This window comes from Acidimicrobiales bacterium, from assembly GCA_022452035.1.
GTDB lineage: Bacteria > Actinomycetota > Acidimicrobiia > Acidimicrobiales > MedAcidi-G1 > UBA9410.
The window spans coordinates 17197-37649 of the sequence record JAKURV010000004.1 but is presented as its reverse complement, the minus strand read 5'-3'; the positions used below and the strand labels follow the sequence as shown (position 1 = coordinate 37649).

19 protein-coding genes and 3 tRNA genes are annotated in these 20453 nt (G+C 64.8%); 13 read left to right on the top strand and 9 right to left on the bottom strand.

The features are described from left to right. Positions 1-24: 24 nt before the first annotated feature. Positions 25-1500 (bottom strand): helix-turn-helix domain-containing protein, encoded by a 1476-nt coding sequence (locus tag MK181_02650; GenBank protein ID MCH2418693.1) that lies wholly within the window; start codon positions 1498-1500, stop codon positions 25-27. A 190-nt stretch (positions 1501-1690) separates the two neighbouring features. On the opposite strand from MK181_02650, the gene aceB reads away from it, so the two are divergent. The 3 genes from aceB to MK181_02635 all read left to right on the top strand — a co-directional run bounded on the left by aceB (position 1691) and on the right by MK181_02635 (position 5994). Next, positions 1691-3277, top strand: coding sequence for a malate synthase A (gene aceB, locus MK181_02645; protein MCH2418692.1), 1587 nt, complete (start codon positions 1691-1693; stop codon positions 3275-3277). 79 nt (positions 3278-3356) lie between these two features. After that, positions 3357-4643, top strand: a complete 1287-nt coding sequence (gene aceA / locus MK181_02640) for an isocitrate lyase (GenBank protein ID MCH2418691.1) — start codon at positions 3357-3359, stop codon at positions 4641-4643. A gap of 112 nt (positions 4644-4755) precedes the next feature. Next, entirely contained in the window at positions 4756-5994 is a 1239-nt protein-coding gene (locus MK181_02635; GenBank protein MCH2418690.1) for an N-acetylmuramoyl-L-alanine amidase, read from the top strand. On the opposite strand, the gene MK181_02630 is transcribed toward MK181_02635, so the two are convergent. Further along, a complete protein-coding gene (locus MK181_02630; protein MCH2418689.1) occupies positions 5991-6401 on the bottom strand; it encodes an aminoacyl-tRNA hydrolase in 411 nt (136 codons plus the stop codon). The two genes, MK181_02635 and MK181_02630, sit on opposite strands and share 4 nt — an antisense overlap. A gap of 174 nt (positions 6402-6575) precedes the next feature. On the opposite strand from MK181_02630, the gene MK181_02625 reads away from it, so the two are divergent. Genes MK181_02625 through MK181_02615 form a run of 3 tightly spaced genes read left to right on the top strand, consistent with a single transcriptional unit; the run spans position 6576 to position 8643 of the window. Then, positions 6576-7610: an LLM class flavin-dependent oxidoreductase gene (locus MK181_02625; GenBank protein ID MCH2418688.1), complete on the top strand. Its 1035-nt coding sequence runs from the start codon at positions 6576-6578 to the stop codon at positions 7608-7610. Positions 7611-7662: 52 nt separating this feature from the next. Next, positions 7663-7848: a tautomerase family protein gene (locus MK181_02620; protein MCH2418687.1), complete on the top strand. Its 186-nt coding sequence runs from the start codon at positions 7663-7665 to the stop codon at positions 7846-7848. Between the two features lie 15 nt (positions 7849-7863). Beyond that, on the top strand, positions 7864-8643 hold the full coding sequence (locus MK181_02615) for an alpha/beta fold hydrolase (protein MCH2418686.1): 780 nt from the start codon (positions 7864-7866) through the stop codon (positions 8641-8643). A gap of 32 nt (positions 8644-8675) precedes the next feature. Here MK181_02615 and MK181_02610 read toward each other — a convergent pair whose 3' ends face one another. Beyond that, positions 8676-9509, bottom strand: coding sequence for a methyltransferase domain-containing protein (locus MK181_02610; GenBank protein MCH2418685.1), 834 nt, complete (start codon positions 9507-9509; stop codon positions 8676-8678). Between the two features lie 421 nt (positions 9510-9930). On the opposite strand from MK181_02610, the gene MK181_02605 reads away from it, so the two are divergent. Beyond that, positions 9931-10296: a hypothetical protein gene (locus tag MK181_02605; protein MCH2418684.1), complete on the top strand. Its 366-nt coding sequence runs from the start codon at positions 9931-9933 to the stop codon at positions 10294-10296. Positions 10297-10377: 81 nt separating this feature from the next. Here the strand turns inward: MK181_02605 and MK181_02600 are convergent. Beyond that, positions 10378-10455, bottom strand: a tRNA-Arg gene (locus tag MK181_02600). A gap of 18 nt (positions 10456-10473) precedes the next feature. Continuing rightward, positions 10474-11601: an FAD-binding oxidoreductase gene (locus MK181_02595; GenBank protein MCH2418683.1), complete on the bottom strand. Its 1128-nt coding sequence runs from the start codon at positions 11599-11601 to the stop codon at positions 10474-10476. Positions 11602-11702: 101 nt separating this feature from the next. Here MK181_02595 and MK181_02590 point away from each other — a divergent pair. Together MK181_02590 and MK181_02585 are read left to right on the top strand one after the other, a co-directional pair. After that, a tRNA-His gene (locus tag MK181_02590) sits at positions 11703-11780 on the top strand. 59 nt (positions 11781-11839) lie between these two features. Continuing rightward, positions 11840-11915 (top strand) — tRNA-Lys (locus MK181_02585). A gap of 137 nt (positions 11916-12052) precedes the next feature. Here the strand turns inward: MK181_02585 and MK181_02580 are convergent. Beyond that, complete coding sequence (locus tag MK181_02580; protein ID MCH2418682.1) at positions 12053-13360, bottom strand: cytochrome P450; 1308 nt, start codon at positions 13358-13360, stop codon at positions 12053-12055. Between the two features lie 3 nt (positions 13361-13363). After that, the gene (locus tag MK181_02575; protein ID MCH2418681.1) at positions 13364-13675 is read right to left on the bottom strand and encodes a hypothetical protein; all 312 of its coding nucleotides are present in this window, start codon (positions 13673-13675) and stop codon (positions 13364-13366) included. 173 nt (positions 13676-13848) lie between these two features. Between MK181_02575 and MK181_02570 the strand changes: the two genes are divergently transcribed. Beyond that, positions 13849-14715, top strand: a complete 867-nt coding sequence (locus tag MK181_02570) for a TauD/TfdA family dioxygenase (protein MCH2418680.1) — start codon at positions 13849-13851, stop codon at positions 14713-14715. A gap of 32 nt (positions 14716-14747) precedes the next feature. Here MK181_02570 and MK181_02565 read toward each other — a convergent pair whose 3' ends face one another. Beyond that, entirely contained in the window at positions 14748-15617 is an 870-nt protein-coding gene (locus MK181_02565; GenBank protein ID MCH2418679.1) for an NAD(P)-dependent oxidoreductase, read from the bottom strand. A 43-nt stretch (positions 15618-15660) separates the two neighbouring features. Continuing rightward, positions 15661-16647 (bottom strand): MBL fold metallo-hydrolase, encoded by a 987-nt coding sequence (locus MK181_02560; GenBank protein MCH2418678.1) that lies wholly within the window; start codon positions 16645-16647, stop codon positions 15661-15663. 225 nt (positions 16648-16872) lie between these two features. Between MK181_02560 and MK181_02555 the strand changes: the two genes are divergently transcribed. The 3 genes from MK181_02555 to MK181_02545 all read left to right on the top strand — a co-directional run bounded on the left by MK181_02555 (position 16873) and on the right by MK181_02545 (position 20449). Further along, positions 16873-17805, top strand: a complete 933-nt coding sequence (locus MK181_02555; GenBank protein ID MCH2418677.1) for an SDR family NAD(P)-dependent oxidoreductase — start codon at positions 16873-16875, stop codon at positions 17803-17805. Between the two features lie 42 nt (positions 17806-17847). Continuing rightward, complete coding sequence (locus tag MK181_02550) at positions 17848-19074, top strand: acyl-CoA dehydrogenase family protein (GenBank protein MCH2418676.1); 1227 nt, start codon at positions 17848-17850, stop codon at positions 19072-19074. 181 nt (positions 19075-19255) lie between these two features. Then, positions 19256-20449, top strand: coding sequence for a steroid 3-ketoacyl-CoA thiolase (locus tag MK181_02545; GenBank protein MCH2418675.1), 1194 nt, complete (start codon positions 19256-19258; stop codon positions 20447-20449). Positions 20450-20453 lie beyond the last annotated feature (4 nt).

The following is a 20453-nucleotide window of genomic DNA, read 5'->3' as shown; positions in this document are numbered from 1 at the left end:
CGCGGTTGCCTCCCGACCGGTTCGTCAGGCCGGTCCGGCCTGACGGTCCAGGAAGCGGTAGACGTCGAGGAGGTCGATGCCGGGGAACGGTGTGAACTCCCGACTGGCCGACGGCAGGGCAGTGAGAATGAAGCTTCGTTCGGACGCCGACGGCCAGGCCACGCCATCCCAGCGGCCCAACAGCCCAGGCTCCGCCTGGTCGTCCTCGTTCCGCCCACTCACCCGACGCAACGTCTCACCGCCCCTGAACAGTCCGGCGTCCTCGGCCCGACAGCCCAGGGTCACGGCGTAGGGGGTCCGTTCCGTGGCGTTCTCGATATAGGTCACGCACCAGAACTCTGCGGCATCGGTGGTCGTGAACTGGTAGTGCAGGAGGTCTGATCCGTCCCAGGCCTGGCGCGCTCCCCAGTGCCGCCCTAGGCGGGCGCCTTCTAGGCCTCCGTCGGCGTCGGTCGGAAACCGGATCCCGTCGTTCTCGTAGGCCTTGGTGATCGTCCCCTCGGGGTCGGTCCGGATGAAGTGCACCGGAATGTCCAGTCGGGTGGTGGCCAGGTTGGTGAACCGGTGGGCGGCCATCTCGTAGGAGACGTAATAACGCTCCTTGAGGTCCTCGATAGAGAGGTCGCGGTCCGCCCGGGCCGAGGTGAGGAAATCCAGCGCCGACGACTCTGGGATCAGTACGGCGGCTGCAAAGTAGTTCGATTCGATCCGTTGGCGCAGGTAGTCCTCGAAGTCGGTGGTCTCTGAGTGCTCGAGGGCGAAGTGGCCAAGGGTTTGGAGGATCACTGACCGGGCCGCCCGGACGCTCAGGTCGTCACGCTGGGGAATGAAGATCACTCGGCGACGGGTGTCGGTCACCGACCGGGCTGTCCGCGGCATTCCCTTTACCCGCTCCACGGTGAACCCATAGTGGGCAGCGAGATCGGCCAGGTGTTTCTCGGACGGCGGCCCTTCGCCGGCGTACCCGGTGGCAGCCAGACCGGAAGCCGCTTCGACCTCGATCTCGGCGAAGTAGTTGTCGAGGGTTCTCATCTCGGTACGGAGCGAGATGTTCGCCATCCGGGCCCGGTCTCCGGCCTCGAGGCTGGCCAGGCCCGAACGGGTCACCTCGACCTCGGGTAGAGCCTGGTAGAGGCCGACCAGAGCCTCTAGCACCTCGTCGTCTAGGCGAGCCCCGGCCCGTACCTCGGGCAGCTCCAGGGTGGTCCGCCACGGGCCCGCCTGGGCTCGGGACAGCTCGATCTCCAGCTCGGCTCGCCGATTGGGTGCTGTGGGGTCCAGTAGGTCAACGGTCGCGCACCCTAGAGCCGACGCCAGATCGCCTAGGACTCCCAGTTTGGGTTCGATCCGACCGTTCTCGACCTGGGAAAGGTAGGAAGCCGGTCGACCGATGCGACGGCCCAACTCGGCCAGGGTCAGGTTGGCCTGTCGACGCAGGTGCCGTAATCGGTGGCCGAGGACCACGGGGTCAAAGGACCGGCCGGTCATCGTTCCCGCCATGTCGATCTCCTCGCCTTCCTCACCGGGTCCGTCGAGAGCCGATTTTGCGCGCTTTCATGGTCGAACTCTGATGTATTTTCTTAATTCTGAACAGCCTAGAGGAACTTCACGGGCCGCTGACCCTGCCGATGAGCGGAAATTCGCCAATACTCATCACACGAGACGTGCCAGGAAAGCCACAGGAGTAGCAGTGCCCGACTTAGACGGCATCGAGATCAGTGACCACCCTCGGCGCGATGAGGTGTTCACTCCGGAGGCGACGGCCTTCGTCGCCGACCTGGTTCGGACCTTCCGAGACCGTCGAATCGAGTTGCTGCGAAGCCGGCGGATCCGGCAGGAAAAGTTCGACACCGGCCTCCGACCTGACTTCCTGCCCGAGACGGCGGAGATCCGTACGGGAACCTGGACCGTTGCTCCCCCGCCCAAGGACCTGCTGGACCGGCGGGTCGAGATCACCGGTCCACCCGACCGCAAGATGATGATCAATGCCCTGAACTCGGGGGCCAAAGTCTTCATGGCCGACTTCGAGGACTCCAGCTCCCCCACGTGGGACAACGTGATGGAGGGCCTGGTCAACGTCCGTGATGCTGTCCGGCGAGAACTCTCCCTGCGCCGCGACGGCAAGAGCTACACGTTGAACGACGAAACGGCCACCCTGATCGTCCGCCCGCGGGGTTGGCACCTCCCGGAGAAGCATGTCCAGGTTGACGGTCGACCGGCGGCGGCCAGCCTCGTCGACTTCGGCCTGGTCTTCTTCCACACTGCACGTGAGGCCCTGGATCGCGGCACCGGCCCGTACTTCTACCTCCCCAAGCTGGAGAACCACGATGAGGCTCGGCTTTGGAACGACGTTTTCTGCCACGCCCAGGACGCCCTGAGCATTCCCCGTGGCTCGATCCGGGCCACCGTGCTTATTGAAACCATCACCGCCGCCTTTGAGATGGACGAGATCCTCTACGAGTTGCGGGAGCACTCCAGTGGCCTCAACGCCGGCCGGTGGGACTACATCTTCAGCGTCGCCAAGAAGTTCAACGCCGACCCTGACTTCGTCCTCCCGGACCGGTCCGACGTCACCATGACAGTCCCCTTCATGCGGGCTTACACCGAGTTGATGGTCGCCACCTGCCACAAGCGGGGGGCCCATGCCATCGGCGGGATGGCCGCCTTCATCCCGAACCGACGTGACCCTGGTGTCACCGCCGAGGCTCTAACCCGGGTCAAGGAGGACAAGCGTCGAGAGGCCAACGACGGCTGCGACGGGACTTGGGTCGCCCATCCTGACCTTGTCACCGTGGCCGAAGTCGAATTCAACGCCATCCTTGGGCGGGGCTTCAACCAGATCGACCGCCAGCGGCCTGATGTCCTGGTCTCCGGCGACGATCTCCTCGCCGTCGATCTGACCGGTGGAGCGGTGACCCGGGCTGGGCTGGAGACCAACGTCTACGTCAGCCTCCGCTACCTCGCCTCCTGGCTCTCGGGAAGCGGGGCGGCGGCCATCAACAACCTCATGGAGGACGCCGCGACGGCAGAGATCAGCCGTTCCCAGATCTGGCAGTGGGTTCGCCACGGCCAGATTCTCGAGGACGAAACAGAGGTCACCGCCGATCTGGTTCGCTTGGTTATCGACGAACAGATGGTCGTCATTGCTGACGATCTCGGTCGAGACGCCTTTGCTGACCTGCCGTTCGACGAATCCCGACGGATCTTCGAGCAGGTCGCCCTGGCCTCGGAGTTCGTCGAGTTCCTCACCCTGCCCGCCTACGAGCTTCTCGACTGACGGACACACTCCCCTCATCCAACCCTTATTGGACCCGCCGGCGAACCGCCGTTGGTCCTCCCACGAAAGCGAGCAATCAATGCGCAATACCTTCGACGACCAGGTTGCAGTCCTCGAGCAGGACTGGTCCGAGAACCCCCGTTGGGAGGGCGTGCAGCGTGACTACACCGCGGCCGACGTCGTGCGACTTCGAGGGTCGGTACTCCCCGAGTGCTCGATCGCTCGCCACGGCGCCGAGGTGCTCTGGCAGAAGATGCACGAGATGGACTACGTCCACGCCCTGGGAGCCATGACCGGCGGCCAGGCCATCCAGTACGTCAAGGGCGGCCTCCCCGCCTTGTACCTGTCGGGCTGGCAGGTGGCCGGTGACGCCAACCTGGCTGGCCAGGTTTACCCGGACCAGAGCCTTTACCCGGCCAACTCGGTACCGGCCGTGGTCGAGCGCCTCAACAACGCCCTGAGACGGGCTGACCAGATCGAGTGGTCGGAGAACAAGGGTGAGATGCTCCGGGACTGGATGGTTCCGATCGTGGCGGATGCCGAGGCCGGCTTCGGCGGCGCCCTAAACGTCTACGAGTTGATGAAGCGGATGTTGCGGGCCGGTGCGGCTGGTGTCCACTTCGAGGACCAGCTCGCCTCAGAAAAAAAGTGTGGCCACATGGGCGGCAAGGTGCTCATCCCGACCCAGCAGCACGTCCGGACGCTGACCGCGGCCCGCCTGGCCGCCGACGTCCTCGGCGTGCCGTCGGTGGTCATCGCCCGTACCGATGCTCTGGCTGCCACGCTCATCACCAGCGACGTGGACGACCGCGACAAGCCATTCCTGACCGGCGAGCGCACCGCCGAGGGCTTCTTCAATACCCAGCCCGGCATGGCCACTCCCATCTCCCGTGCCCTGGCCTATGCCCCGTACTGCGACCTCATCTGGTGTGAGACCGGGACACCCGACCTCGACCAGGCCCAGGAGTTTGCCGATGCTGTACACGCCGAGTTTCCCGGGAAGATGCTGGCCTACAACTGCTCGCCGTCGTTTAACTGGAAGGCGGCGTTGGACGACGAAACCATTGCCAAGTTTCAGCGCGAGCTCGGCAAGATGGGTTACAAGTTCCTGTTCATCACCCTGGCCGGCTGGCACGCACTGAACTCCTCGGCCTTCGAGTTGGCCCGCGGTTACACGGAATCAGACATGACGGCCTACGTGCAGTTGCAGCAAGCCGAGTTCGGGATGGAGGGCGACGGCTACACGGCGACCCGACACCAGCGCGAGGTTGGGGCGGGCTACTTCGACGACGTGGCGACCGTCATCTCTGGTGGCACAGCTTCGACGCTGGCCTTGGAGGGCTCCACCGAGGAGGAGCAGTTCTAGGACCGCGGTAGTCCCGCAAATCGACAGACAGCTTCTGGTTGCTCCGAGGATTTTTCTGCTTTTCGTGACGATCGTGTGCCGTCGCCCCCGACCGGTCCCCTAGCGTCACCCCGTGCTCTGGTCCCTTCGCCGGTCATTCCGGCCTCTCGCCGCTGGACTTCTGGTGGCCGTCGCCTCCGTCGGTCTGGTTCCCGGAGTCTCCGCAGAGGTTGCTCCGGTGGCGTTCCTCGGTCCGAATGCCGAGATCCTGCCCATTCTCTCCTCGTCGCCGAACGGCACAGTGGTCAGCTCGACCTGTGGGACACCCATCGCTTTCGACGGCGAGAAGACGCTGAACCCTGTCGACGTGGTGCTCGACCCGGGGCACGGAGGCCCGGAGACCGGCTCAGTGGGAACCAACGGCCTAATCGAGCGGACCCTCAACCTTGCTGTGGCCCTCCACGCCCAAGACCACCTGGTGTCGCTCGGGTACACGGTGGCCCTCACCCGGGACCGGGATCTGCACCTGCCGATCCGCCAGCGGGCGGCCATCGCCAACGCCCTGTCCCCACGGGCCTTCGTGTCAATCCACCACAACGGGGGCGCCGTCCGTCGCTCGGCGACCCCAGGGACCGAGACCTTCCACCAGGTCGATGACCCGGAGTCGGCCCGGCTGGCCGGGATCCTCTTCGAAGACCTCCAGGCAGCTTTTGCTCCCTACTGGGTGTCCTGGGTGGACACCGTGCACAAAGGGGCATCGGTTCGACTCCGTGACGGCCGGACCGAGACGTATGGCGTGCTCCGCCTGACCCCCGACCTGAACTCGGTGATCAGCGAGGCGCTCTACCTATCGAACCCGCCCGAGGCTGCGCTATTGGCCCATCCGGAGATCCAAGCCATGGAGGGGCGAACCATCGCTGCGGCGATCCACCGTTTCTTGACCAGTGCGGATCCCGGATCCGGGTTCCGCCCCGAGTTCTACGACGGCCATACCACAGGCACCGGCACAACCAGCGGCTGCCACGACCCGGAGCTCACACCGCCCACTGAGGTCTCGACGGGGTTCACGGCCGAGGAGTACGAGACTCTGGCCGCTACGGCACGTCACCTAGGCCGATCCACGGACTGGGTCATACGATTCGGCGTCCATACTTTGAAGTTTTTCGGCTCGCTACCCGACACTGATCCGATCCGGCCACTGGACGAGGCCGACCGGCCCGACGCCTACGGTCCGATTTCTGAAGTCGTGCCTTGGGACCAGGCGGAACATGCGGTCCTGATCGAGATGGCTGACGCCTACGGGCTGACCCGGACCCAGGTTCAGAAGTTGGGCGCCGTGCTGATGGCCTTCCTTACCGGCCTGGAGGCCTAATCCCAGTCTCGGCGTCGTTCGGCCTTGCGGGCGCCCCGTCGGCGCTTGGCCTCCAACCGGCGTTCCACGGCGCCACGTCGCGGACGGGTCGGCTTTCTCGGTACCGCCTCTACCAACGCCTCGCCAAGCCGTTTCTCCACCTCGTCCAGGGCCCGCTCCCGGTTCCTGGCCTGCGAACGGTGCTGGTCGACCACCACCCGGATGACGGGCCCCAACTTCGCCACTAGGCGATCCCGGACCTCCGCTTCGATCCCGCGGGCTGTCCGGAGGTCGACCTCGGCCTCCACCCGGGTGTGGGCTCGGTTGGCGTGCTGTCCACCCGGGCCACCCGACGGGCCGAAGCGCCATCGCACCTGGTCGACCGGGATCCGGCATCCCGGCCCCGTGGACAGAATCCGCTCGGTCATGCCGGCTCAGCTGACGGTGACGGTCGCTCCAGGCGACGCCGGCACTCGGCCACGGTGAGAAGCGTCTGGAGGGCTGAAAGGTTCATTAGGTGCTCAGACTTGTTGATTGTGTCAATTGTTCAATCCAGTTTTCTGTGTTTGTCAACATCATCGTGCACCGTCAGACTTCTCCCCGTGGACGCCAACCACTTCCTGTCCTCCTACTACCCGGACACCTCGTATGGCGGCAAGCGGCTGTACGACGACATGGTCGAACAGGCGAAGGCCGCCGAACGCCTCGGATACCGGGGCGTCACCCTCCCCGAACACCACCTCATCAACGTGTTGCTCATGCCGTCCCCCCTGCAGATGGCCGTCAAGGTGGCCTGTGAGACCGACCACCTGGAGCTCGTCACCTCGGTCGCCGTTCTCCCCCTCCGGGACATGCGGATCTTCGCCGGCGAAGTCATCCAGGCCGACATCCTCACCGACGGGCGTCTCGTACTCGGCGTGGGTCGCGGTGCCTTCGCCTACGAGATGGCTCGGCTCGGCGCCCCCATCGAGGAGTCTCAGGCTCGATTCGACGAGAGCCTCGACGTGCTCATCGCCCTCCTGGGCGGGGAGGAGGTCTCCTGGGACGGCGAGTACTACCGCTTCGAATCGTTGACCGTGATGCCCCGGCCGATGACCCAGCCCATGCCCCGAATGATGGTCGCCGTCATGAACCCTCCGGGGATCGCCGCCGCCACCCGCCGCGGCTTTGACATCCAGACCACCCCGCTGGCCGGGGAACCCGGTCTGTTCCGGGCCCAGATCGCCGCCCACAGGGAAGCCAAGGCTGAAATGGGCGAGGCCGGGCACCACCTCCGGATCATGATGTCACGGGTCATCTACTGCACTGGTTCCGAGGCCCACACCCGGGAGATGGTGCAACGGGCCTACGACTACTACAGCCGGTTCGACAACGTTTTCACCGGTCCGGGGATCGTCCACAACGGCGACGTCCAGGCTCTGCCCCGCACCCAGAGCATCGAGGAACTGGAACAGAACCTCGTCATCTGTCAGGCCGAGGAGATGGTCGACCGCCTCGCCGAGTACGCGGAGGCCGGCATCGATGAGGTCATCCTGAGCTCCAACCTTGGTCAGCCCCAGCCCGAACACCTCGAGGCCATGGAGCGCTTTGCCGCCGACGTACTCCCCCACCTGCAGCGGATTCCAGCCGCCGCCTGAACCCGAACCCGTCGTCTGTCATGCCCTTCGCCCGAACCAGGAGGAATCCGCCATGCCCATCATCCGTGTAGAGATGTTTCCCGATCGCACCGTCGACCAGAAACGGAACCTGGCCCGGGAGCTCACTGATGGGTTCGTCCGGGCCTGTGGTGGCCCCGGCGACCGGCTACACGTGATCATCACCGAGATCGACCGGGAAGACTGGAGCGTCGGCGGCGAACTGATGTCCGACCGGTAAGCGGACGACAGGATCATGAGTGCTGTCGACGTCTCGCACACCATCTCCGGGGAGGGGCCCCCGCTCTACATGGTCCACGGGATCGGGTCCCGACGGGTCACGTGGGACGGCCTGCTGCCGGGGCTGGAGGAGCACTTCACCTGTGTCCGCTACGACCTACGGGGCCACGGCGAGAGCCCTGTACCACCGGTCCCCTACTCCCTAGACGACCTGGTCGAGGACCTGGAGGTCCTGCGGCTGCGTCTCGGGCACGATCGCATCCACATCATCGGCCACTCGTTGGGCGGCCAGATCGGCCCCGCCTACGCCCGGGCCCACCCGGAAAACACCACCAGCGTCGTGCTGCTCAGCACGGCCGCCGGCCGTACTGCCGACGACAGCGCCAAGGTCCAGGGCGTGGTGGCCCGGATGCGGTCTGAGGGCGTCGAACCGGTGCTCAATACCCTTCTCGACCGCTGGTACACCGACCGGTTCATCGCTGCCCGGCCGGACGCCATCGAAAACCGGATCCAGCAGGTTCTGGGTACTCCGGAAGATGTCTTCCTGAGCGTCTTTGACGTGTACGCCGGTGCGGAGATGGGTCCGTGGCTCCGTGAGGTGGCCTGCCCGTGCCTGGTCATGACCGGCGAGTTCGACGGCGGCTGCAACCCCCGCCTCAACCGGTTCATCGCTGACCAGTTGCCCAATGCCGAGCTGGTCATCCTCGAGGACCTGAAGCACTCCATCCTGATCGAGGCACCGGACCGCGTGCTCGGCCCGGTACGGGATTTCCTGCTGCGCTACCGCGATTCCTAAACCGTTGGCCGGGTTCTAACCGGGCCGCGGGATCAGATCCGACGAGCCACCACCCGGATACCGCCCAGCTTCCCGTCCGAAAAGCGGCGCACCATCGTCGTGTAGAAGCCGCACATGGTCTCGAACACCTCCTCACCATGGACCCGGAGGTGTCGGTCCTGCTGCTGGCGGTACTGGTCCAGGCGCCCACGGGTGAACGCGGTCCAGTCGTCGGACATGTCGTCACAGACAAGCACCTCGAAGCCGGCGTCGGCAAGATCCTGCCGGTAGCGATCGCTGCTCGGTAGGTAGTTGGCGAAGAGTTCGGAGGCGAGTTCCTCGCGTTCGTCGTCGTCGAATGGTCGGCGCTCGCAGAGGTCTTCGGCGTAGAGGAAGCCGCCGACCGGAAGCAGTGACCGGCACCGGTTGAGGAGGATGGGCCGCTGAGGGATGTGGTACAGCGCCAACCAGCTGACAACGGCGTCGAACTCTTTGCCGTCCCAGGGGTGGGTCAAGAAGTCTCCACACACGTGCGTCACCCGGTCGACAAGACCGCACCGCCGGGTGAGGTCCACAGCCATACGGTGGTGGTCCTCCTGGAGTTCCAGCGCGGTCACCGCTGCCCCCGAGGTGGCCGCCAGATACCGGGACGGCCCACCGAGCCCGGAGCCGATCTCCAAGACCGAACTCCCCTCACCGATGCCTGTTGCGCGGACCGCCTCGTCGACGGCCTCAGTGCTGTGGTAGTGCAGTTGGTCAAAGGGTGTCAGCTCGTCGACACGCAATGGCTCGTCGTTGGGCTTCCCGAGTTCACGAAGCTCGTTCACCACCCGGTCGACGTGGTGGTACAGCGCCATGGTCTTGATGTCGCCGCTGGGTTCGTTCATCTCGAGATACGGCCTCCGGGTCGTTCAGACGTCGCGCCGAACTGACTAGGGCGACGGCCTGGACCTCCAACGCCACAGGAATCCAGACTTTCGACTTCTCGTCCTGCCCTTGTCGGCCCGATCCCGATCGCGTTCGGCCTTCCTTCTCATCGCGTTCTTTGTCGCCTCGTGGCGTTGAAGCTCAAACCACTCCGTCGTCAACGGGAACGGCTTCTCGTCGTCAGGTTCCTCCGGGGGAACATCTTCTGTTGGCTCGTTCGGGTTCTCCATGGGGTCAAGATTTACACGTTTGGACCGAACGGTCGGTTTGGCCATCGACAACCTTCGACCCGTACTCTGAAATTGGTTGTGACAACGAACTCGATTGAGGAGACAAATCATGTTGGGCGAAAAAGTCGGATCCATATCAGGACCCACATCGATGAAGGCCATTTCAGCCGTCGATGGGAATCCAACGTTTGAAACGGTCGCCAGCGGGCTGTCTGGAACCCTTGCCGGCACTGACGTAACGAGCTTTGCCTCCTACTCGGCCACTATGAGAGCTGACGGCTCCTTCTACGGGGAGTGCCCCAACGCTGGCGTAGTAATGGCAGCTGATGGAGTGGCCACCTTCACGGCTACCGGTATCGGATCCCCGACGGCTGACGGCGGATTTGCGTTTAAGGGGGTCGTGTACTTTGAGTCTGCTGCCCCCTCTCTCTCGTCCCTGAATGGTGTCGCAGTTGTCTACGACTGGAATGTCGAAGCGAGCGGCGATGCCACTTGGGATCTTTGGGAGTGGAAGTAGTCCGACAGGGGTAGAAACCCGGCCGGCCGCTAGCCGACGCTCGGAGGTAGCGGGGCAGTCCCAAAGGACCGGTGCTGTTGGTGGTGCCCCCGGGAGGATTTGAACCTCCGACCGGTGGATTAGAAGGCCACTGCTCTATCCGGGCTGAGCTACGGGGGCGGGTGACCGAGACTACCGCTAGCCCCGGAAACGCCCCGGTCTGACCTCGTCGAGGACGAGTCCGCCAAACGCCGGCGACAGCCCAACCCCGACAGCCAGTTCGGCGGTCAGTTGACCTGCCCCCGGAGCGGTCTGGATACCGGTCCCTCCCTGGCCGACACACCAAACGAATGTGGGTTGGTTGGGATCCGGGCCGATGACCATCGACCGGTCGGGAGCGAAGGTCCGGAGGCCCACCCAGGCCGAGTTGACCGACCGGATGTCCAACGTCGTGGCCTCGTTGAGGCGCTCGATGGCCAACGCCACGTCGACTTCCTCGGGTTTCGGGTCGCAGGGATCCGACGGGTTCTCTTCGGCTAGGGAACAGAGCATCTGTGGCCCGTCGTCTCGGAGGTACCAGTCGAGGTCGATGTCGCCGACGAATGCCCAGCCGGTGGTGTCTAGTCCCGGGCCGTCGACCATGAATGCTGTGCGACGCATGGGTTGGAGACCTACCGGTTCCACGCCGGCTGTGGTCGCCACCACGTCGCCCCAGGCGCCGGCACAGTTCACGACGACGTCGGCTCCTACCGGCCCGTCGGTGGTGTCGAGGCGCCAGCCGTCGCCGTCGGGGGTGGCCGCATCGACCCTCGTCGAGGTGGCGATTTGGCCGCCTGCCCGCCGGAACCCCCGGACGAACGCCTGGTGGAGGGCCCCCACGTCGATGTCGGCGCTGTCTGGTTCCACGATGGCCCGGTGGATCCGCTCCCGGCGAAGCGGCGGAAAGAGGCGCATGGCCTCGTCGACGTCCACCTCGATCGTCGGTGTCGTGGCCGACTCCCGACCCGCTACGAGCATCCGGTCGACAGACTCATCCTTATCCTCGGTACCCACGTGGAGGACCGGTCGACGTGACAGGAGTGGGGTGTCGACCAGGTCCTCTGGTGTCGCCCTGAGGAAGTCGAGGCTGGCTGCGCATAGGGCCCGCACGGAGGACGTCCCTAGGTTCTCGAGCAGGAGAGCCGCCGACCGGCCCGTGGTGTGGTGGGCGAGGTTGGCCTCCATCTCGAGGAGTAGGACGTGGGCGTCCGGTCGAACCTCGAGTAGGTAGTGGGCGGCGCTGACGCCTGCGATACCCCCGCCGATCACCGCAACTCGAGTCGTCACCGGCGCAGCATCACACACCGTTCCGCCACTGGGCCATCCCCGCCTGGCTCCTAAACCGGGCGTCACCTATGAAGCGGCCACGTATCATGGCGACCTACTTGGTGGCCGTAGCTCAGTTCGGTTAGAGCACCTGGTTGTGGTCCAGGAAGTCGGGGGTTCAAATCCCCTCGGTCACCCCACGCTGTCCGAACCTGCCGGTCGTCCGCCCGACGGTCGCCGATAGAATCGGGCGCCGCTAGCGCCTCTAGCTCAATTGGCAGAGCATCGGACTCTTAATCCGCAGGTTCCGGGTTCGAGTCCCGGGGGGCGTACCACCAATGCGAAACCCCTGCCTGTGTTGAGGCAGAGGCTAGGTGGCCAACTCGCTGGCCACCGTTACCTGTGTGCGGTACGACACCGGAGCCCCCTGGTGTAAATACGCGTAGGCGTCTTGCTGGAACGCGGTCCGTGCTTAAGCGGGGTCCCAGGCGGCGTAGACGGCTTCGGGCGCACGCAGGATTGTCGATACCGGTTCGATTCCGGTGGGGTCGTCGAGGCGGAGGCCGGGAAGTCTCTCGAGGAGCACGTCGAGACCCGTCAGGAGTTCTCGACGGGCCAAATGCGAACCCGGACAGAAGTGCGGACCCGAGCCGAAACTGATGAGGCCAACCGGGTCGCGATCCGGGTCGAACTCGTCCGGATGATCGTGGACTGTGGGATCCCGGTTGGCCGCGGCGATCCCGAACAGCAGCAACGAACCGGCAGGAATCCCGGTGCCCTGCCACTCGGCGTTTCGAGTAGCGATCCTGGGCAGGGCACCCAACGGTGGCTCCCAGCGCAGTAACTCCTCGATGATCGCCGGACGCCGCTGCGGATCGTCGAACGCTGTAACCAGCACGGACTCCCGGGTAAGAAGCACGTAGAGCAGGTTTCCGAGCGCGTGGTAGGTGGTGGCAGCGCCGGCGGCGAAGAACATCCGAATGTGGGCGACGACCTCCTCGTCGTCAAGTCGTCGACCGTCCACCTCATGGTGGAGCATGGCCGAGAGCACGTCATCGGTCGGCTGCCTTCGCCGCTCCCCGATCACCGGGCCGAGATGCTCGTCGAATTCGTCGCGAGCCGTCCGAGCGGCCTCCGGGTCACGCATGAAGCCCAGCAGGTCGAACGACCAGCGTCGGAGGCTCTCGTCACCGGCCGGGGGGAGGCCCAACTTGCGTCGGAGCACCCGGAACGGGAAGACGGCGCAGAACTCGGCCATGAGGTCGGCCCGGCCCCGCCCAATGAAGTCGTCTACGACCTCGTTCGCAACGGCCGCCAGGCCCCCGGCGTCGAAGCGTTCGATAGCACGAGACCGGAATGCCGGCTGCGCCAGTTGCCGATAGAGGTTGTGCTCGTCGCCGTCCATGCTTTCGAAGGTGCGCCCCTGGACCGGTTCGATGACGATCTCGTAGTGGGCACCCGCGGGAAACCGCTCGTTGTCCCGGAAGGCTCCGACCACGTCCTCGCTGCGGGTCAGGAACAGGGCGGACCCGCCGTGGAAGGGAACCTCAACCACCGGGCCCATCTCGCGCACGGTGGCACACGCCCGGTGAAACGACTCGCCGGGCAGCGGGTCGCTCCCAAAGTCGGGCAGTGGGTCCGGGGGCACGGCCCACTTTCCCACGGTGTAGATACGCGCACCGGGCCAGGGAGGCGCATGGCCTCCCGTTCGGGGGTTCTGCTTAAGTCGCTTGTCCCAGGGCTCCGGTGTCGCCCCCCGCCCCTCAGGGAGGAGGCTCACGTTCTAGGAGAACAGGTCGGTACCGACGCTTTGGGAGACGATGGTTGCGTAGCGCTCCCCCGCGGATGCTTCAGCCCAGAGAGCAAGCCATTCCTCGTCGGTACTGATGGCGTCGATGAAGGCTCCATAGGTAGCCCCGTCCGGAAACACCAGCGCATAGGTAAGTGCGGGAACAGGCCCAGCCATGGACTGGATCAAGTGGACCGCTTCGGCACCAAGGCGTCGGTGAATCTCGGAGGCGCGTCCACAGTTAGCGAGAAAGTCAGGAACTCGGGCTGGTGTGACATCCCAAGCGGTAGTGGCTAGAACCTTCATGATTGTTCCCCAATCGTGTTCGTGTGCATCGAGCAACCGAGAGTAGAGGACTGGTCAGTTTGTTGCTCTTGGCCCCGCCACCCGGCTGTACGTATCCACACCTAGAGGTTCGTCTCTCACCGCACCTCCCTCGGGGTAGGGCTCAACAGAACTCCCGGACATAAGGTCCGGGAATGGAGGTCTCCCGCCTGACAGGCGTGCTTGGCGCCCGAGTCGATGAGGTGCAACTAGCACCCGACATGGACCCGGCGGTAGTGACCGAGTTACGAGACGCCCTCTGTAACCATGAGGTGCTGGTGGTTCCCCGACAAAACCTGTCTGCCGGCCAACAGGCCGGGTTCAGCCACCTTCTAGGTGACTTCTCACCGGTGCCATTCGTCCAGCCGGTACCAGAACATCCGGAGGTCATCAAGGTCGTCAAAGAGGCCACTGAACCGGAGGCGTTCAACTTCGGCGGGGTGTGGCATAGCGACTTCTCATTTCTGGATGCTCCACCCGCCTTCACGATCCTGCACGCCCTGGAAGTTCCAAAGGTCGGAGGTGACACGATCTGGGCATCGATGACAGCTGCCCACGATGCGCTACCAGAGGAGATGCGGGAACGCTTCGAGGAAATCACATGCGTGCACTCGGCTAGCGCCTCATACTCACCCGCCCAGCAGGCGCTGCACTCCGGACTATCAGGTATGGACATCCGCACCTCGGAGTCAGCTGAGGACACCCGAAACCACCCGTTGTTGTGTACCCACCCTGAGACGGGACGGCGCAGCTTGTTTTTCAACGGAACCTACGTGCGTGGCCTCCGGGGGCCGGGAGTTGGTGACGACAGCGAAGAGGGCGACCGCGAGGAGAAACGTCTCCTGAGTTGGCTACACGAATTCAGTACCCATGTCCGGTTTACCTTCCGCCACCGATGGTCAGACGGTGACGTTGTGCTCTGGGACAACCGGTCCACTCAACACGTGGCGCTAAACGACTATGGGGGCCAGCGTCGGGAACTACACCGGACCACGGTCGCCGGGACAGAGCCGACGACCTGAGGCCACGCTTCCGGTCAGCCCGACGGCAAGCCTCAGTCGTCGCGGAGCAATTCAATTAGGGCGCTGGTGTCCCACCTGCCATGCCCCTCACGCTGGAGACGGGCATAGAACTGGTCGACCATTGCCGTGACCGGAAGTGTGGCGCCGACGCGCTCCGCCTCATCAAAGACGATGCCAAGGTCCTTACGCATCCAGTCCAAGGCGAACCCGTGGTCGAAGTGACGCTCAAGCATGGTGTGGGCCCTGTTGTCCATCTGCCATGAGCCTGAGGCACCCTTACTAATAGCCGCCAGGACCTTCTCTTCATCAAGGCCGGACCGACGAGCGAAATCAAGTGCTTCGGACAAGCCCTGGATCAGGCCGGCGATACAGACCTGGTTGACCATCTTGGTGAGCTGCCCAGAACCAACCTCGCCGACGAGGACGACGGCCTTGGCGTAGGCCTGCATCATTGGCTCAATCCGGGAAAACACCTCAAGGTCGCCGCCGCACATCACCGACAGTTGGCCATTCTCAGCGCCGGCCTGGCCTCCGGATACCGGAGCGTCAACAAACCCAACCCCCTGCTCAGAGGCGTAGCTTGCGATCTCTCGGGCCACCTTGGCCGACGCGGTGGTGTGGTCGACCAACGTCGAACCGACGGCCATGCCAGCCAACACCCCCTCGTCTCCGAAAACGACCGAGCGCAGGTCGTCGTCGTTGCCGACACAAACCATGACGGCTTCAGCCCCGGTGGCGGCCTCTCGGGGAGTCGGCGCGGAAGCCCCGCCATACTGGTTGACCCAATCGTCGGCCCGGGCTGTGGTGCGGTTGTAGACGGTCGTGGCGTAGCCAGCGGCCTGAAGGTGGCCTGCCATGGGATAGCCCATGACCCCCAGGCCCACGAAACTGCAGGTGGACATTGTTCTCTCCTCGGTCTCTCACATGAGGGGTAACGGAATCTTGTCAACCACCCGCAGCGAGCACTGCCATCTCGGTGGCCATCTCCACGAATGAACTCGGGATCGTCCCGTCGTCGTCGATCTCACGGTACGCGGCTCGGACGTTGACGGCTAGCCGTTCCCACTCTCCCCATTCACGGTAGGGAGCGAACTCGTCAGAGGATGCCAGGTCAGAGATGGTGTCAGCGGCGGTCAACCCCTCCTTGTGACGGGAGCGGCAGGCGTCTTCCAGCCAGGTGAGGTAATCGCGGACGGCCAACACGCCGTCAGCGTCCGTGAGCGGCCCGTGGCCTGGGACGATGACGTCGCAACCGAGTTCAAGGATTCGGTCGCAAGCTGCTACCCAGTTGGCGATCGGTCCGTCCCAGACAATCGGAGTGCCGTTCACAAAGAGGATGTCTCCGGTGAAAACGGTGGACTCATCGGGCAGGTGAACAATCAAATCGCCAGCCGTGTGCGCCGGGCCCACCTGCTCCAGGTGAACGGAGCGGTCACCGAGTTTGAGCTCGAGCCGACCGGAGAACGTCCGTGTCGGCTCTGGGATGGTGATCCCCTCGAACTCAAAGCCTCCGAAGGCTTCTTGGATGTATTCGGCAGCAACCGGGTCCAGGTCGGCATGGAGAAGAGCGACCAATGCAGACGGAGGTACGGCGCCCATCTCGCGAGCGGCAGCTTCGGTGGTGACGATCTCTGCACCTTCGAGGAGCCCGTTGCCGTAGCAGTGGTCACCGTTGGCGTGGGTGTTCACCACCGTATCGATTGGGCGGGTAGCCGTGACGGGCTCCATCGCGTCGAGCATCTGACGAGTAAGGACCTGGTCAAACAGGGTGTCAACGAGCAACGAGGAGTCTCTCGTGGCAAACAGTCCAGCGTTTGACCAGCCCCAGCCCCCGTCTGGCTGCAGGTATGCGAACACCCCGTCAGCTACCTCGTGAAGGCCCGTCTCGTAGGGGATGGCTGTGCCATGACCCCTGCTATTACCCGTCGCCACAGACTGACCCTAGGTGGCATTCGGGACAGCCAGTGGTCTGCAGGAAGCCGGACTGCCAGCGCGACCAGTACAACCTTCTCCAAATAGTTCTTCTATGACCAAGGTCTCACCACTGCGGTACCCGCATGGGCAACCGGACCCGTCCGGTGGCAGGCTCGGTACCGTCGCGACGTCGGGCCAAATCGATGTCGACCCACTCGCTATCTCAGGAACAGGAGTACCCCCATGGGCAATATCGTCGAGGGCCGTGTAGCCATCGTGACCGGCGCCGGTCGAGGAATCGGCCGGGAGCATGCCTTGATGCTGGCCTCCAACGGCGCCAAGGTGGTCGTCAACGACCTGGGGGGCGACGCCGCAGGAGCTGGCGCTGATACCACTCCGGCCCAGTCGGTGGTCGACGAGATCCTGGCCATGGGTGGTGAAGCGGTCGTCAACGGCGGCAATGTCGCTGACTTCGACTCGGCTGGCGAGATGGTCCAGCAGGCCCTTGACACTTTCGGTAGTTGCGACATCCTCATCAACAACGCCGGCATCCTCCGGGACCGAATGGTGTTCTCCATGTCGGAGGGCGACTGGGACGCCGTCATCAACGTGCATCTGAAGGGCACGTTCGCCCCTACCCACCACGCGGCGGCCTACTGGCGAGAGAAGGTCAAGGCTGGCGGTGAGGCCTTCGGCCGGATCGTCAACACAGCATCGCCCTCCGGTATCTACGGCAACGTCGGACAGTCCAACTACGGAGCGGCCAAGGCGGGCATCGCGGCGTTCACCGTGATCACAGCCATGGAGCTCGTCAAGTACGGGGTGACCGTTAACTGCCTGGCCCCGGGCGCCTATACCCGGATGACCAAGGATCTCCCGGGGTTCGCGGGGATGGACGAGGAGACCCAGGAGAGGATGGGACCCCGCTGGATTGCCGTCGCTACCGCCTGGCTTTGTAGTGAAGCGGCCCAAAATGTGACCGGACGGGTGTTTGACATCATGGGCCAGCGGATCGGTATCGCCGAGCAATGGCACCTCGGCCCCACTGCCATGCAGACCGACGACCCGGCCGACATGACCGACGTGATTGCCGGCCTGATGGCCGAAGCGCAACTCAACCCGGCCATGGACGGGAACCCAACCGAGGGCCTGGGTCGTCCGGGCCACTCGATCTAGGAGATCCCGGCACCGGGACCCAGAACAGAGACCGGAATCACCATGGCCATCGACTTCAGCCTGTCGCCGGAACTTGAGGAGATCCGCCTGCGGGTCCGCACCTTCGTCGACGACGTCATCACGCCTGCCGAGGCTCGTATCGAGGAAAGCGGCGGCGAAGGCGAGGAGCGCCTCAGGGAACTCATCGAGATGCGCAAGCAGGCCCACTCCGCGGGCATCTGGCTGCCGCACATGCCTGAGGAGTGGGGCGGCATGGGGCTCGGCCATGTCGAGTTGGCCATGGTGCAAGCCGAGGCGGCCAGGTCGTACTACGGACCGTGGGTGTTCAACTGCCAGGCGCCCGACGAGGGCAATATGCACACCCTCCTTCACTGGGCAACCGACGATCAGAAGGACAAATACCTCAAGCCGCTCTGCGAGGGCCGCACCTGGTCGTGCTTCGCCATGACCGAGCCCGAGGTGGCCGGCTCCGACCCCACCCTGATCCGCACCAACGGCTACCAGGACGGCGAGGAGTGGGTGCTCAACGGGCACAAGTGGTTCATCTCCAATGCTCACCGGGCCACGTTCGCCATCCTCATCGCACGCACCGAGGACGACCCCGACCTTCCCCAGGCCGCCAACACGGCCTTTCTGGTGGACCTTCCGCACGACGGCTGGACTGAGGTGCGACAGATCGAGACCATGCACGGCTCCACCGGCCACTCCGAGATCCTTATCGAGGACCTGCGGCTCCACGATGCCCAGATGCTGGGCGGCCGAGGCCAGGGTCACCTGCTGGGCCAGTACCGGCTAGGCCCCGCCCGGCTGGCGCACTGCATGCGCTGGATCGCCCAGGCAGAGATGGCCCTCGACATGATGGTCGCCCGCTCCCTGGACCGGTTCAGCCACGGCTCGTTGCTGGCCGAAAAGCAGGGCATCCAGTGGCTCATCGCCGACTCGACGATGGAGCTCTACCAGTCGAAGCTCATGGTGCTCCACGCCGCCTACAAGATCGACCGGGGTGAGGACTTCAAGTCAGAAGTGTCGATGGCCAAGCACTTTGTCGCCAACGCCCTGGGTCGCATCATCGACCGCTCGATCCAGGTGCACGGTGCGCTGGGCTACTCGACCGACACGCCCCTGGCGCACATGTACCAGCACGCCCGCTGGGCCCGCTTCGCCGACGGTGCCGACGAGGTCCACCAGATGCGGATCGCCCAACGCACCATCAAGGCGTTCTCCGACAGCGGAAGCACCGCCGCGGCGACCGGCGGGCTGCCGATCTAAGGATTCCGGCCAGTTACCAGTCCTGAGACTCCGGGTCCCGGAACGGATAGCACTCCAAGGCGAGGGTGGTGTGGTGGTCGTGCGCCGTCGTCGCTAGCTCTTCCCGTCTCGCTCGACCTCACATGCCCGGTCCGGTAATCGTTAGGGTGGTCGGAGCCTTCCCCTCTCTGGAGCACATTTCATGACTGCAAACACCGACAACCCCGTCGTCATCGTCGATGCCGTCCGCACCCCGATCGGCCGTCGCAACGGCGGCCTGTCCTCCTGCCACTCGGTTGACGTGCTGGGCACAGTCCAGCGGGCCCTGTTTGACCGCACCGGGGTCGATCCGCTCGAGGTCGGCCAGGTAGTCGGCGGCTGCGTCGGGCAGGTCGGCATGCAGTCCATGAACGTGACCCGCACGGCGTGGCTGACCGCCGGTTTGCCGATCGAGGCACCGGCCACCACGGTCGACGCCCAGTGCGGCTCGTCCCAGCAGGCCACCAACCTCGCCTACGCCCTGGTCGCATCAGGCACGGTGGATGTCGCCGTGGGCTGCGGGATCGAGTTGATGAGCCAGGTCGGGTTTGGCGCCACCACACCCAAGGAACCCAACTCGGGGCGCCCGATCAACCGCAACTACTTCGACCACTTCGAATTCACCTCCCAGTTCGAGGGCTCTGAGCGCATGGCCGACCACTGGGGCCTCACCCGCGAGGACTGCGACGCTTTCGGCAAGCAGTCCCAGGACCGGGCGGCACGGGCGTGGCAGGAGGACCGTTACGGAACCCAACTGGTGAACGTAGAGGCCCCGGTGCTTGATGAAGAGGGCAGCGTCACCGGCGAGACAGTGACCGTCGCCCGGGACGAGGGGCTACGCGAAACAACGATGGAGGGGCTGGCTCAACTCAAGCCGTCGGGGCGGCCCGACGGAGTGCACACGGCCGCCTCGTCGTCGCAGATCTCCGACGGTGCTGGCGCCGTCCTGCTCATGACCGCCGACAAAGCAGCAGCACTCGGCGTGGCGCCGCTGGCCAGAGTGGTCGACACCTGCCTCGTTGGTTCCGACCCCGAGTTCATGCTGACTGGCCCGATCGGGGCCACACAAAAGCTGCTGGCCGACAACGGCATGGCCATCGATGACATCGACGTCGTCGAGATCAACGAGGCCTTCGCGTCGGTGGTGCTCTGCTGGGAGAAGGAGGTTGGCCCCGACATGGAGCGGGTCAACCCCAACGGTGGCGCCATCGCACTCGGCCACCCGCTGGGCGGCACCGGTGCCATCCTCACCACCAAGGCCGTCCACGAGTTGCAGCGCACCGATGGCGAGTACGCCCTCGTAACAATGTGCTGCGGCGGCGGCCTCGGAACCGGCACCCTGCTTCAACGGGTCTAGGGCG

Coding starts and splice junctions, on each gene's coding strand:
- MK181_02650 (MCH2418693.1), bottom strand. CDS start 1,500: ATGGCGGGAACGATGACCGGCCGGTCCTTTGACCCCGTGGTCCTCGGC.
- aceA (MCH2418691.1), top strand. CDS start 3,357: ATGCGCAATACCTTCGACGACCAGGTTGCAGTCCTCGAGCAGGACTGG.
- MK181_02630 (MCH2418689.1), bottom strand. CDS start 6,401: ATGACCGAGCGGATTCTGTCCACGGGGCCGGGATGCCGGATCCCGGTC.
- MK181_02620 (MCH2418687.1), top strand. CDS start 7,663: ATGCCCATCATCCGTGTAGAGATGTTTCCCGATCGCACCGTCGACCAG.
- MK181_02615 (MCH2418686.1), top strand. CDS start 7,864: ATGAGTGCTGTCGACGTCTCGCACACCATCTCCGGGGAGGGGCCCCCG.
- MK181_02610 (MCH2418685.1), bottom strand. CDS start 9,509: ATGAACGAACCCAGCGGCGACATCAAGACCATGGCGCTGTACCACCAC.
- MK181_02605 (MCH2418684.1), top strand. CDS start 9,931: ATGAAGGCCATTTCAGCCGTCGATGGGAATCCAACGTTTGAAACGGTC.
- MK181_02575 (MCH2418681.1), bottom strand. CDS start 13,675: ATGAAGGTTCTAGCCACTACCGCTTGGGATGTCACACCAGCCCGAGTT.
- MK181_02570 (MCH2418680.1), top strand. CDS start 13,849: ATGGAGGTCTCCCGCCTGACAGGCGTGCTTGGCGCCCGAGTCGATGAG.
- MK181_02565 (MCH2418679.1), bottom strand. CDS start 15,617: ATGTCCACCTGCAGTTTCGTGGGCCTGGGGGTCATGGGCTATCCCATG.
- MK181_02555 (MCH2418677.1), top strand. CDS start 16,873: ATGGGCAATATCGTCGAGGGCCGTGTAGCCATCGTGACCGGCGCCGGT.
- MK181_02550 (MCH2418676.1), top strand. CDS start 17,848: ATGGCCATCGACTTCAGCCTGTCGCCGGAACTTGAGGAGATCCGCCTG.
- MK181_02545 (MCH2418675.1), top strand. CDS start 19,256: ATGACTGCAAACACCGACAACCCCGTCGTCATCGTCGATGCCGTCCGC.